11 protein-coding genes are annotated in these 13,121 nt (G+C 55.5%); 1 reads left to right on the forward strand and 10 read right to left on the reverse strand.

Annotation, left to right across the window (positions count from 1 at the left end; genetic code table 11):
- Positions 1-308: 308 nt before the first annotated feature.
- A complete protein-coding gene (serB, locus tag CA948_RS08315) occupies positions 309-1,160 on the reverse strand; it encodes a phosphoserine phosphatase SerB (RefSeq protein WP_094198401.1) in 852 nt (283 codons plus the stop codon).
- Positions 1,161-1,329: 169 nt separating this feature from the next.
- Here serB and CA948_RS08320 point away from each other — a divergent pair, with 169 nt between their 5' ends.
- The gene (locus CA948_RS08320) at positions 1,330-2,445 is read left to right on the forward strand and encodes an NAD(P)H-dependent flavin oxidoreductase (protein WP_108727771.1); all 1,116 of its coding nucleotides are present in this window, start codon (positions 1,330-1,332) and stop codon (positions 2,443-2,445) included.
- A 225-nt stretch (positions 2,446-2,670) separates the two neighbouring features.
- On the opposite strand, the gene CA948_RS08325 is transcribed toward CA948_RS08320, so the two are convergent.
- The 9 genes from CA948_RS08325 to nuoG are packed head-to-tail and all read right to left on the reverse strand — an operon-like array spanning position 2,671 to position 13,107.
- Positions 2,671-3,204, reverse strand: coding sequence for a DUF2818 family protein (locus tag CA948_RS08325; RefSeq protein WP_094197350.1), 534 nt, complete (start codon positions 3,202-3,204; stop codon positions 2,671-2,673).
- A 12-nt stretch (positions 3,205-3,216) separates the two neighbouring features.
- Positions 3,217-4,695, reverse strand: coding sequence for an NADH-quinone oxidoreductase subunit NuoN (gene nuoN, locus CA948_RS08330; RefSeq protein WP_108727772.1), 1,479 nt, complete (start codon positions 4,693-4,695; stop codon positions 3,217-3,219).
- A gap of 11 nt (positions 4,696-4,706) precedes the next feature.
- Complete coding sequence (locus CA948_RS08335) at positions 4,707-6,194, reverse strand: NADH-quinone oxidoreductase subunit M (RefSeq protein WP_162496904.1); 1,488 nt, start codon at positions 6,192-6,194, stop codon at positions 4,707-4,709.
- A gap of 11 nt (positions 6,195-6,205) precedes the next feature.
- A complete protein-coding gene (gene nuoL, locus CA948_RS08340; protein ID WP_094197353.1) occupies positions 6,206-8,209 on the reverse strand; it encodes an NADH-quinone oxidoreductase subunit L in 2,004 nt (667 codons plus the stop codon).
- A gap of 15 nt (positions 8,210-8,224) precedes the next feature.
- On the reverse strand, positions 8,225-8,533 hold the full coding sequence (nuoK, locus tag CA948_RS08345; RefSeq protein WP_026483136.1) for an NADH-quinone oxidoreductase subunit NuoK: 309 nt from the start codon (positions 8,531-8,533) through the stop codon (positions 8,225-8,227).
- Between the two features lie 2 nt (positions 8,534-8,535).
- Positions 8,536-9,177, reverse strand: coding sequence for an NADH-quinone oxidoreductase subunit J (locus CA948_RS08350; protein ID WP_042482517.1), 642 nt, complete (start codon positions 9,175-9,177; stop codon positions 8,536-8,538).
- Between the two features lie 18 nt (positions 9,178-9,195).
- Entirely contained in the window at positions 9,196-9,684 is a 489-nt protein-coding gene (gene nuoI, locus CA948_RS08355) for an NADH-quinone oxidoreductase subunit NuoI (protein WP_003801051.1), read from the reverse strand.
- Between the two features lie 17 nt (positions 9,685-9,701).
- Positions 9,702-10,775, reverse strand: coding sequence for an NADH-quinone oxidoreductase subunit NuoH (gene nuoH / locus CA948_RS08360; protein WP_108727774.1), 1,074 nt, complete (start codon positions 10,773-10,775; stop codon positions 9,702-9,704).
- Position 10,776: 1 nt separating this feature from the next.
- A complete protein-coding gene (gene nuoG, locus CA948_RS08365) occupies positions 10,777-13,107 on the reverse strand; it encodes an NADH-quinone oxidoreductase subunit NuoG (protein WP_108727775.1) in 2,331 nt (776 codons plus the stop codon).
- Positions 13,108-13,121: the final 14 nt, after the last annotated feature.

A 13,121-nucleotide genomic window follows, 5' to 3' on the forward strand; every position in this document is an offset into this window, starting at 1 on the left:
ACAACAAGGCTGGACATAAAAAGAGCGCTGCCACTGACAGCGCTCTTTTTTCGACGGTAAAGTCTGACTACTTGAGTGTTGACTCTAGCCAATGAGGCGTTCTGAATACGGATCGAACCATTGCACTGTTTGCTTGGCAACAAACCGAATTCCGGGCTCAAGAAAAGCGCCCCACACTATAAGGAAATAGCCGGATCGACGCATCGTTCCATTGCCCCTCTTTCTGCCTGGCCTGGTTCTCAGGTAGTTTGCTGCGCTGCGTTTAGCTTTACTTTGCATCGCCAGACTACGCTGGCGATCCACCACCATCAAACATCCAGGCGGAACCAGTTCAGTACGGCATCCAGTGGAGAGTGATTCAACGCAAAGCTGGCTTGCTCCTGCACCACCGGTTTGGCACGGTAGGCCACCGAGTACTTGGCCTTGGACATCATGGGCAGGTCATTGGCCCCGTCGCCTATCGCAATACATTGTTCCGGACCAGCGCCCAGTTCCACAGCCAGTTCCTGCAAGAAGCGAGCTTTGGCCTGACCATCCACGATTGCGCCCAGCACCTTGCCGGTCAGCGTGCCGTCCACCACTTCCAAGGTATTGGAGTGGGCGTAGCTCAAGCTGAAACGGTCTTTCATACGTTCGGTAAAGAAGGTGAAGCCACCCGAGACCAACAAGGTTTTCACGCCATGAGCATGAGCCGTCGCAATCAAGCGTTCTGCGCCCAGATTGGGTTGCAAACGCTCTTCATAGACACGAGTCAGATCACTGACAGGCACACCTTCCAGAAACGCAACACGGCGATTCAGGCTTTCGGAGAAATCCTTGATCTCGCCGCGCATGGCTGCTTCGGTAATCGTGGCAACCTGCTCTTTACGGCCAGCCATATCGGCAATCTCATCAATACACTCGATATTGATCAGCGTGGAATCCATGTCCATTGCCAGCACACGCATTTCTTTCAGGCGGTCAATCTGCTCCAAAAAGGCAAAGTCCATCGCGCCGGTCTTGCACAAGGTTTGCACGTGGGCACGTTGCGTGGCGTCAGCACCCAACAGGCGTACGGCGGTAGGCCCCAGCTCCTGCACTCCATCGGCCTGCACCACTGCGGCAATTTTTTCGATGATGGCGCTATCTAGGCGCGGCCCTTGAAGAATGAGATGAGACATCAGATCGTCCACAAAGCAAAAAATACAGCACAGCCATTGTGCCAAAAGACGATTATTGTAGCCTGCCACGGGCCCTGCACACCGCAAGCTGTACACGACGATGTCAGTTTCCAGCCTGAACCCATCCTGCTACGATAAACGCTATCGCGAAATGACGAGGACGCCTTTCATGTACATCTGGCCCAACAATACTTTGCTGGATCTGCTTCACATCGAGCAACCCATCGTTCAAGCCCCTATGGCAGGTGCCCAAGACAGCGAACTGGCTATTGCCGTTGCTCGCGCGGGCGGTCTGGGATCTCTGGCCTGCGCCATGCTCAGCCCAGAACAGATTCGGGAACAAGTGGGTTTGTTCCGGCAAGCTGTCTCGGCCCCTATCAACCTGAACTTCTTTTGTCACGACGACCTGCGCCTGGAGCCAGAGGCCCTGCAAGAGTGGCGGCTGCGATTAATCCCCTATTACCAGGAATACGGCCTGGATCCGAATCAGGAACTGCCCAAAGCAGCACGCGCACCGTTCTCCAACCCACATGCTGAATTGGTTGAGGAATTAAAACCTGAAGTCGTCAGTTTTCACTTTGGTCTGCCCTCCCCCGAGCTGCTTGAACGCGTGAAAAAGGTCGGCACTCTGGTCATGTCCAGTGCGACTTCCACGGCCGAAGCGGTCTGGCTGCAAGAGCACGGTGCCGACATCGTCATCGCCCAAGGCCTGGAAGCCGGTGGCCACCGTGGCATGTTCCTGGACGATAAGGTGCATACACAAGTAGGCACCCTGTCTTTGGTTCCCCAAATTGCTGATGCTGTCAGCATCCCTGTGATTGCTGCCGGAGGTATTGCCGATGGGCGCGGTATTGCTGCTGCCCTGGCCTTGGGTGCTAGCGCCGCTCAAATTGGTACTGCCTATTTGTTCTGTCCTGAATCCAAGATCACCCCGCTGCATCGCCAAGCCCTGTCCAATAGTCGTTCAGACGGCACAGCGCTGACCAATTTGTTCTCTGGCCGCCCGGCTCGCAGCATCCGCACTCGCCTGATGGATGAAATCGGCCCGTTAAGCACCAGTGCTCCGGTATTCCCCCATGCGGGTTCGGCACTGAGCCCGCTACGTATCGAAGCCGAGAAACAAGGTCGCACTGAATTCAGCTCCCTGTGGAGCGGACAAAGTGCTGCCTTGGGCCGTGCCCTGCCTGCCGAGCAACTGACGCTGGTCCTCGCTCAAGAGGCTCAGGGCGTCTGCAAGCGACTGGGAGTGGCTGGTGCCACCCATGCCCCTTTGGACAAACCTTGATCGATTGTACGGGCAGCTTGTGGCTAGACTGACGAACGAAGCAAGTCTAGCCCAACAGGCCTTCAACAGACAGCTATCGAGCATCCAGGCGGGATAATAATCGGACGACAAGACTTTAGGACTGACGCACTGAAAAAGGCACCAAACAGTTTTTTGACCTTGAGCGGCCAGACATAAAAAAACCTCGCAAACTGATTTGCGAGGTTTTTTTATTCAATAGCACCACTACTCAAACTTGCCCTTGGGGTGTCGCATCAAATAGCGATACACAAAACCGGGATACGCCATTACCAAGAACAACGCAAAGGTAATGGTGTAGAACACCCAAGTCTGTTTGAACGGATTACCGATGCTTGCTTCAAAAGCAAAGCCGAACGCACCCACAATCCCGTAAAACGCACAGACTTCCAAAAGGCGAGAAAAAAAGCCTTTGGACACTTTCTGATGGCGCGAGCGCCAAACCGGAAAGTAAAACATGGCTCCTACCAATACCAGACCCAGAAGCAGCTTACCCAACAGAACGGGCAAGGAGTTCAGGCCAGAGCTGGAGGCAATCATTGTGTAGATTCCCAAGCCCAACACGGCCAGCACGGCCAGGTACACAAGGCCGACAATCAGTTGCAGCCAGGGCGAGAGACCAGAGCGCTCGCCCGGCAAGGACCAAGGCAAAACCAGCAAGGGCTTTTCCACAAGAAACGGCAAGTTTGCCGTAATCACGGAAAGAACAATCAAGACCCAGATGGAAAGGCTTTGGTCCATAGTGCTACCTACTTAAAACTGCAAGGAAGACTGAATCACGCGGATGCAGGTATCCATCAGGCCACCCGGCAACAAGCCCAGGCCGATAATCAGAACACCATTCACCATCATGACCAGCTTGGTCATCAAGCCTGTTGCCACAGGATGCGCTTCACCTTCGGGTTCGTCGAAGTAAACGACCTTGACAACACGCAGGTAATAGAAAGCACCGATCAAGGACATGATCACGGCAAACACGGCCAGCCAGACATAGCCCGCCCCCACCACGGCTTGCAGAACACTCAGCTTGGCGGCAAAGCCGGACAGCGGAGGAATACCAGCCAGGGAGAACATGGACAGCAGCCAGACCAGAGCCAAGCCAGGGTTGCGACGGTTCAGACCTTTCAGGTCGCTGATGTTTTCACATTCAAAACCGCGACGGCTCAAGATCAGAATCAGGCCGAAGGTGCTCAGTGTGGTCAGAACGTAGATCACCACGTAGAACAACGAAGCGCCGTAGGCTTGAGAGTGAGTCTCGCCATTGAACACGCCAGCCAGCAAGCCCAGGAAAATGAAACCCATGTGCGAGATGGTCGAATACGCAAGCATACGCTTGAGATTCTTTTGCATGATCGCCGTCAGGTTACCCAGAGCCAGCGACAGCACAGCCATGATCAGCAACATAGGCTGCCAGTCCACGGCAATACCGTGCAAGGCTTCAACCAGGAAGCGCATGGTCACGGCAAAAGCAGCCAGTTTGGGAGCAGCACCGATGATCAGGGTGACGGTGGTTGGGGCGCCTTGGTAGACGTCCGGTGTCCACATGTGGAAAGGAGCCGCCGTCAATTTGAAGGCCAGACCAGCCACCACAAACACCACACCAAAGACCAGAGCCAGACGCTCGGCTTGACCGTTGGAGATGACTTCAGCGATGAGCGGGAATTCCAGATGGCCGGTAGCGCCAAAAATCATGGACATACCGTACAGCAAGATACCCGATGCCAAAGCACCCAGCACGAAGTACTTCAGAGCCGCTTCGATGGACTGGCGATGTTCACGACGCAGCGCAACCAGTGCGTACAGCGCAAAGGACATCAGCTCCACACCCAGATAAGCCGTCAACATGCTGTTGGCCGAAATCATGATCATCTGGCCCAGCAGAGCCATCAGAGTCAGGGTGTACAACTCACCACCACGTTCCATCATGTCACGCTGCTCAGCGTATTCACGGCCGTAAATCAGGGTGGCGGCCACGGCTGCACACGAGAGCAGCTTCAGGAAGTGAGCCATCTCGTCCACGACGAACAGGCCACCGAACGAGACGCCGCTAACGCCCTTGGACCACTGCCAGGCCACGCTGGCCGCAACCACGGCAAGCGTCAGCAGGCTGAAAACAAACGTCGAGTGGCGCTGTTTGTGTGTACTGAATGCATCAAAAATCAGCACACACGAAGCCAGAACCAGGAGCAGGATCTCGGGCAAAGCCAGAGAAAAGTTAAAGGTAGTATCCATAGTGATTCGGCCTACAGTTTCGAGATGGAGACGTGTTGCAGCAACGCTTCAACCGAAACGTGCATGACCTCGGTGAACGGCTTGGGATAGACACCCATGCCCAGCACCGCAATCGCCATTACGCCAAGAACGAAGAACTCACGGCCGCTCAGGTCGCTCATGCCGGCAACCTTGTCGTTACCGACAGGGCCAAAAGCCACACGTTTGAGCATCCACAGCGAGTAAGACGCACCTGTAATCAGCGCTGTTGCAGTCAACAGACCAATCCAGAAGTTGTACTCAACCGCACCCATGATGACGGTGAACTCACCGATAAAACCGCTGGTGCCTGGCAAACCGCTGTTGGCCATCGAGAACAGCACAAAGAAGGTGACGAAACGAGGCATGACCTTGACCACACCACCGTAATCGGCAATTTGGCGGCTGTGCAGACGGTCGTACAGAACGCCAATACACAGGAACATGGCGCCAGACACGAAACCGTGCGAGATCATTTGCATGATCGCGCCTTCCATACCCGTGGTGTTGAATACGAAAAAGCCCAGTGTGACAAAACCCATGTGAGCCACAGAGGAGTAAGCCACCAGCTTTTTCATATCGTCCTGAACGATGGCGACTAGACCAATGTAGATCACCGCGACCAGGGACAAGGCAATAATGATTCCGGCCAGACCTTGCGAGGCATCAGGAGCGATGGGCAGGGAAAAGCGCAGGAAACCGTAAGCACCCAGTTTCAACATGATGGCGGCCAGCACCACGGAACCACCGGTAGGTGCTTCCACGTGGGCATCCGGCAACCAGGTGTGGACAGGCCACATAGGCACTTTCACTGCAAACGCCATGAACAGCGCCACAAAGATCAGCACCTGCGTGGTGTAGTCCAGGGGAACTTTGTGCCAGGTCAGGATATCGAAAGTGCCGCCGGACACGTTCCACAGGTAGATGAAAGCAACCAGCGTCAGCAGGGAGCCCATCAGGGTGTAAAGGAAGAACTTGACCGATGCATACACGCGGTTTGGACCACCCCAGATCCCGATGATCAGATACATCGGGATCAGCGTGGCTTCAAAGAACACGTAGAACAGCAAGCCATCCAGAGCGGCAAACACGCCAACCATCAGACCCGACAGGATCAGGAAGGCACCCATGTATTGCGCCACGCGGCTGGTAATCACCTGCCAGCCCGCCAGCACCACGATCACCGTGATGAAAGCGGTCAGCAGAACAAACCACATGGAAATACCGTCCACACCAAGGTGGTAATTCACCTTGAAGGCATCAATCCAGGGGGCCAGCTCGACAAACTGCATGTCGGCTGTACCCGGATTGAAGCCCGTGTACAGAGGAATAGTGACAACAAGACCGGCAATCGAACCCAGCAGAGCCAGCCAGCGGGTGAAGGTGGGACGATCATCACGCCCCAGAGCCAGCACCAACAGGCCAGCGACGATGGGTACGAAAATCGCCAGCGTTAACCAAGGAAGAGTAGAAGACGCCATATCGCTAGCCATTACCGAACCGTCAGTACAAAAAAGGATAAGAGCGCCAGGATCCCGAGGATCATGGCAAAGGCGTAGTGATAGACATAGCCGGACTGGATATGACGGCTGATTGCAGCCACCCAGCCCACTACGCGCGCACTACCGTTGACCACCAGGCCGTCAATCAGACCGCGGTCAGCACCTTTCCAAAGGCCCGTACCCAGGCAGCGAACGCCACGAGACAGCACTTGCTCGTTGAACCAGTCAACGTAGTACTTGTTCTCCAGGATACGGTAGATAAAAGAGCAGTTCTTTTTGATAGCGGCAGGCAAGGCGGGATTGACCAGGTACATGTACCAAGCCACCACCGCACCGGCTACAACCAGCCAGAATGGCACCGTCACAAAACCATGCAAGGCATATGCCATCCAATCAGTCCAGTGGGCAGCCAGGTTTGCCATTGCAGGGTGGTCGGGCAGAACCGTAACAATGCCGTCAAAGTAACCACCGAACAGCAGCGGATCCACAAACCAGATACCAGCGAAAATCGATGGAATGGCCAGCAGAACCAGAGGCAGCGTCACCACCCAGGGCGACTCGTGAGGATCACCACCGTGAGCGTGATGATCATCATGAGCATGCGACTCGTCGTGTTTGACATCACGGAAGCGCTCTTTGCCGTGGAAGACCAGGAAATACAGACGGAAGGAGTACAGCGAGGTAACGAACACACCGATCAGTGTGGCGTAGTAAGCATAGGTCGAACCCCAAATGCCAGCTTCGCCTGCGGCTTCGATGATGTGCTCTTTCGAATAGAAACCCGAGAAGAACGGTGTACCCACCAGCGCCAACGTACCGATCAGGAATGTCAGCCAGGTAATAGGCATGTACTTGCGCAGACCACCCATGTTGCGGATGTCCTGATCATGATGCATGCCGATAATGACCGAACCAGCGCCCAGGAACAGCAAGGCTTTGAAGAAGGCGTGCGTCATCAGGTGGAACACAGCGGCCGAGTAAGCCGAAGCTCCCAGAGCCACCGTCATGTAACCGAGCTGGGACAAGGTGGAGTACGCCACAACGCGTTTGACGTCGTTCTGGATAATACCCAGCAAGCCCAGGAACAAGGCACCGGTTGCACCGATCACGATGATGAAGGACAGCGCGGTTGTCGACTGTTCAAACACAGGCGAGAAACGCGCCACCATGAAGATACCGGCCGTCACCATGGTCGCGGCGTGAATCAGTGCCGAGATAGGGGTAGGACCTTCCATGGAGTCAGGCAACCAGCTGTGCAAAGGAACCTGAGCCGATTTACCCATGGCACCTACAAACAGGGCCAGAGCCGCAACGGTCAGCAATTGCCAGTCGGTACCGGGGAATGTCATGGTGCTCAGTTCCTGAACCTTGGCGAACACGTCGCTGTAGTTCATGGAGCCGGTGTAGGCGTAGAGCAAGCCAATCCCCAGAGCAAAACCGAAGTCACCCACACGGTTGACCAGGAAGGCCTTCATGTTGGCGAAAATCGCGGTCTTGCGCTCGTACCAGAAACCAATCAGCAGGTAGGAGACCAGACCCACTGCTTCCCAACCGAAGAACAGCTGCAACATGTTGTTGGACATGACCAGCATCAGCATCGAGAAGGTAAACAGCGAGATGTAGGAGAAAAAGCGCTGATAACCGGGGTCATCTTTCATGTAGCCAATGGTGTAGATGTGCACCATCAGCGATACGGAAGTGACCACCACCATCATCAGGGCAGTGAGCTTGTCGATCAGAAAACCGATGTCCCACTGAATGCTGCCAATGGTGATCCAGGTGTAGACCGGACCATTGAAGGTCTGGCCGTCCAGAACCTGAAACAGGACCATGACCGAGCCGACAAAAGAAAGCAGCACGCCCGCGATCGTGATCAGGTGAGCGCCTGTCTTGCCGATAAATCGACCCAGAAAGCCGGTACCGAACAAACCGGCTAGCGCCGAGCCCACCAGGGGGGCAAGCGCAATCGTTAAGTAAAGATTTATGGAGTTCATTAGTGTGCTATCCCATCAACCCTTGAGCTGGTCGAGATCTTGGACATTGATCGAATTAAGGTTACGGAACAACAGAACCAGAATTGCAAGACCAATGGCCGCCTCGGCCGCTGCGACCGTCAGGACGAAAAAGACAAACACCTGACCGGCCTCGTTGCCCATCCACGTTGAGAAGGCCACAAAGTTCATGTTGGCCGACAAAAGAATCAGCTCAACAGACATGAGCAGGATAATCAGGTTGCGACGGTTCAGGAAAAAGCCAAACAGGCCGATCGTGAACAGCACAGCGCCCAGGACCAAATAGTGCGCAAGCGTCAGCGTCATCATCATTTGTCTCCTGGCACGACAGCGTCAGCCGAACTGGACACCGACGGCTTTTCGGTTTGAGAAGGAATAGAAACCATGCGCAGACGGTCTTTGGCGCGAACCTTGACCTGTTCGCTGGAGACGGTGCGCTTGACACCTTCACGTTTACGCAGAGTCAGCGCAATGGCCGAGATCATGCCAACCAGCAGCACAATGCCGCCCAGCAACACCGCCAGTACATACTGGGAGTACATCAACTCGCCAATGACGCGGGTGTTGTTGTAGTCCGCAGCCACTGCGGCAGCAGGTGCCGTTGTGAACCACAGCTTGGTCAGCACAAAGCCCATTTCCAGAACCATGATGGCGCCGATCAACAGCCCCATCGGCACATGAGCCTTGAATTTCTTGGCAGCGGATTCCTGACGTACGTCCAGCATCATGATGACGAACAGGAACATCACCATCACCGCGCCCACATAGACCACCACCAGCAAAAGGCCCAGGAACTCGGCCCCCATGGTGATCCACATCATGGCGGCCGTGAAGAACACCAGAATCAAGTGCAATACGGCCGTAACCGGGTTTTTGGCAGCGATCACGCGATACGCGGCCACCACCATCACCAGCGCCAACACATAAAACAGAACAGTAGTAAATAACATGAGTGTAGAGCTCCGGCCTTAGCGATAAGGTGCATCTGCGGCACGACGACGAGCGATCTCGTCTTCGTAGCGATCACCGATAGCCAGCAGCATGTCCTTGGTGTAGTACAAATCGCCGCGTTTTTCGCCGTGGTATTCGTGAATATGCGTTTCCACGATCGAATCGACCGGGCAGCTTTCTTCACAGAAACCACAGAAAATACACTTGGCCAGATCGATGTCATAACGCGTGGTGCGACGGGTGCCGTCCTCACGTTCGGCTGATTCGATCGAGATAGCCATGGCGGGACATACTGCCTCGCACAGTTTGCACGCGATGCAACGCTCTTCGCCGTTTTCGTAGCGACGCAAAGCGTGCAAACCGCGAAAACGTGGCGAAGCGGGCGTGGTTTCAACGGGATAACGCAGCGTCACTTTACGCTTGAAGAAATACTTCCCCGTCAGGCGCATGCCTTTGAGCATCTCGGACAGCATCAGGCTGCCAAAGAAATCTTTGATTGCTTCCATAATCTTGCCCCTTAGCCTTATTGCCAGATGTTCCAGGGCGTCTGCATCCAGATCGCCACAATAACCAGCCAAACACCGGTCAGCGGGATAAATACTTTCCAGCCCAAACGCATGATCTGGTCATAGCGGTAACGTGGGAACGTTGCACGGAACCAGATGAACATGGAGACCACGACAAAGGTCTTCAGACCCAGCCACAGCCACCCCGGAATCCAGGTAAATGGAGCGAACTCGACGATTGGAGTCCAGCCACCCAAGAACATGATGGACGCCAGAGCCGACAAGAAAATCATGTTGGCATATTCGCCCAAGAAGAACAGAGCGAAACCGGTACCGGAGTACTCCACCATAGGACCGGCCACAATTTCCGATTCGCCTTCCACCACGTCAAACGGGTGACGGTTGGTTTCAGCAACGGCGGAAATCACGTAGATCACAAACAGTGGCAGCAGTGGCAGCCAGTTCCAGGACAGGAAGTTCAAGCCCTTGTCCGCAAAGTAACCCTGAGTCTGACCGACCACGATACCCGACAGATTCAGCGTGCCGGACACCAGCAGCACGGTAATCAGGACAAAGCCGATGGCCAGTTCGTAGGACAGCACCTGAGCGGCGGCACGCAGACCACCTAGCAAGGCGTACTTGGAGTTGGATGCCCAACCAGCCACGATCACACCGTACACACCCAGCGAGGTAATCGCCAGAATGTACAACAAACCGGCGTTAACGTCGGCCAGAACCACATCGGGGCTGAAAGGAATCACCGCCCAGGCGGCCAAAGCAGGCATCAGCGTCACTACCGGAGCCAACAGGTACAGAACCTTGTTGGACTTCGCCGGCACGATCAGCTCTTTGGTCAGCAGTTTGAAAACGTCAGCGAAAGGCTGCAGCAAGCCGCGGTAACCAACACGGGTCGGTCCCAGACGAACGTGCATGAAGCCGATCATCTTGCGTTCCCAGTAGGTCAGGTAAGCAACACACAGAATGACGGGCACCGCGATAGCAACAATCTTCAGCAGCGTCCACACCACATACCATGCGTCCGGACCCAGCAGGTCCGAACCGTAGCTATTGATGGCAGAGAGAAATTCCATGTTATGCACGCTCCACTGTCAATTGACCGAATGCGCTACCCAAAGCGGCAGTTTCAGAAAAAGCGGTGGCAACACGCACCGAGTTCAATGCCACGGTGTCATCCAGCTGAGCTGGCAAGCTGACTTCGCCTTGCGAAGAACGAACCTTCACCAGATCGCCGTCGGCCAAACCCAGTTGAGTCAACGTGGCGGCGGCCATGCGAGCCGTAGGGGCGGCCGAAGCAGGTGTTTCCTGCAAAGGAGCCGAACGGCGCACCAGCGCATCGCTGCGGTAGATAGGCACATCACTCACACGCTCCAGACCGCTAGCAGCAGGCAGCACGCTGGCAGCCAGATTGATCTGGTTGGACAGACGCGATTCCACACCGGCAGCCATGACAGAGTCACGCACCGATTCGGAAGTTTCGTCGTCAAAACCATCCAGCTGGAACAGATTGCCCAGTACGCGCAGAACCTTCCAGGCCGGACGGGTATCACCCACAGGAGCAGCAGCGCCCTTGAAGCTTTGTACACGGCCTTCGGCGTTCACAAAGGTACCGGAGGTTTCAGTGAAAGGAGATACCGGCAACATCACATCGGCCCACTGCTCGGCAGCGGAACGATAGGAAGTCAGTGCCACCGAGAAAGTGGCGGACTTCAATGTTTCTACAGCACGTTCGCCCAGATCGCTGTCCAGTGCAGGCTCGACATTTAAAACCAGGTAAGCACGCAGGGTTTGAGCCAGCATTTGCTCGGCGGTCAGACCGCCCTTGCCCGGTACGGCGTTGGCCAGGTAACCACCCACCGTGTTACCACCGGCAGTCAGGAAACCCAGCTTGGCACCGCTAGCCTGTGCAATGGCATTGGCGTTGGCAGCAATCACGCTGGCCTGATCCGAGTTGACCGCCATATTGCCCAGCAAGATGGCCACGCGTTCACCGGACGCCAGGCTGTCAGCAATTTGCTGAGCCTCAGCAGAAACCTGTACACCTTCCAGACCCGCAGGAATGGCGCTGTCTTTGGCTTTGGCAACGGCAACCAGCACTTGAGCCAGGGAATTGGCCAACTGACTGGGGGCCACCGTCATGCGGCCAGCAATCGCATTGAACAATGGATTATCGGCAGCCGAATCAATAAAGGAAACTTGAGCACCGCGTTTGACTGCCTGACGCAGACGCTGAGCCATCAAGGGGTGATCTTTGCGCAGGAAGGAACCCACGACCAGAACGCGATCCAGCTCGTTCAAGGCCGTCAGGGGCATACCCAACCAAGGCACACCGGCCAGAGCGCCGTCCAGACGGGCATCGGTCTGACGCAGACGGAAGTCCACGTTTTCGGTACCCAGCGCACGACCCAGACGAGCCAGCAAAGCCAGTTCTTCGGTTGTGGAGGTAGCCGAACCAATACAGCCCAATTGATCTGCACCAAACTTCTCGCGTACGGCATTCATGCCGGCAACGATGGTTTGCATGGCATCGTTCCAGGAGGCTTCACGCCACTGGCCATCATCACCACGCACCATGGGGCGAGTCAGACGATCTTCGGTGTACAGGCCTTCGTAGGAGAAACGGTCACGGTCGCTGATCCAGCACTCGTTGACTTCGTCGTTCTCGAAAGGTACGACGCGCAACACCTTGTCCATCTTGGCTTGCAGTACCAGGTTGGCACCCACGCTGTCGTGCGGGCTAACGCTGCGACGACGGGCCAATTCCCAGGTACGGGCATTGAAACGGAAAGGTTTGGACAACAAGGCACCCACGGGACAAACGTCAATCATGTTGCCCGACAACTCGGACTCGACTGCGCGACCCACAAAGGTGGTGATTTCGGCGTGTTCGCCACGGTTGAGCATACCAACCTCTTGGACACCGGCGATTTCTTCACCGGTACGCACACAGCGGGTGCAGTGAATGCAACGCTGCATGGCTTCGGTCGAGATCAGTGGGCCCATGGATTTGGCGGCCACGACGCGCTTTTCTTCCTTGTAGCGCGACTCGGAGCCACCGTAACCCACGGCCAGATCCTGCAGCTGACACTCACCGCCCTGGTCACACACGGGGCAATCCAAAGGGTGGTTGATCAGCAGAAATTCCATGACGCTCTTTTGAGCAGCCACAGCTTTTTCCGAACGAGTACGCACAACCATGCCGTTGGTGACGGGAGTGGCGCAAGCAGGCAAAGGCTTGGGCGCTTTTTCCACGTCCACCAAACACATGCGGCAGTTGGCGGCAATACTCAGTTTTTTGTGATAACAGAAGTGCGGCACGTAGACCCCGGCGTCATGGGCAGCCTGAATGACCATGCTGCCTTCCGGGGCGTCAACTTTAATGCCATCGATGGTGAGTTCTACCATTACGTTGTCCTGGC

This window comes from Alcaligenes aquatilis (assembly GCF_003076515.1).
GTDB classification, from domain to species: Bacteria; Pseudomonadota; Gammaproteobacteria; order Burkholderiales; family Burkholderiaceae_B; genus Alcaligenes; species Alcaligenes aquatilis.

Coding starts and splice junctions, on each gene's coding strand:
- nuoG (WP_108727775.1), bottom strand. CDS start 13,107: ATGGTAGAACTCACCATCGATGGCATTAAAGTTGACGCCCCGGAAGGC.
- nuoN (WP_108727772.1), bottom strand. CDS start 4,695: ATGGATACTACCTTTAACTTTTCTCTGGCTTTGCCCGAGATCCTGCTC.
- CA948_RS08335 (WP_162496904.1), bottom strand. CDS start 6,194: ATGGCGTCTTCTACTCTTCCTTGGTTAACGCTGGCGATTTTCGTACCC.
- nuoK (WP_026483136.1), bottom strand. CDS start 8,533: ATGACGCTGACGCTTGCGCACTATTTGGTCCTGGGCGCTGTGCTGTTC.
- CA948_RS08325 (WP_094197350.1), bottom strand. CDS start 3,204: ATGGACCAAAGCCTTTCCATCTGGGTCTTGATTGTTCTTTCCGTGATT.
- serB (WP_094198401.1), bottom strand. CDS start 1,160: ATGTCTCATCTCATTCTTCAAGGGCCGCGCCTAGATAGCGCCATCATC.
- CA948_RS08320 (WP_108727771.1), top strand. CDS start 1,330: ATGTACATCTGGCCCAACAATACTTTGCTGGATCTGCTTCACATCGAG.
- nuoL (WP_094197353.1), bottom strand. CDS start 8,209: ATGAACTCCATAAATCTTTACTTAACGATTGCGCTTGCCCCCCTGGTG.
- nuoH (WP_108727774.1), bottom strand. CDS start 10,775: ATGGAATTTCTCTCTGCCATCAATAGCTACGGTTCGGACCTGCTGGGT.
- CA948_RS08350 (WP_042482517.1), bottom strand. CDS start 9,177: ATGTTATTTACTACTGTTCTGTTTTATGTGTTGGCGCTGGTGATGGTG.
- nuoI (WP_003801051.1), bottom strand. CDS start 9,684: ATGGAAGCAATCAAAGATTTCTTTGGCAGCCTGATGCTGTCCGAGATG.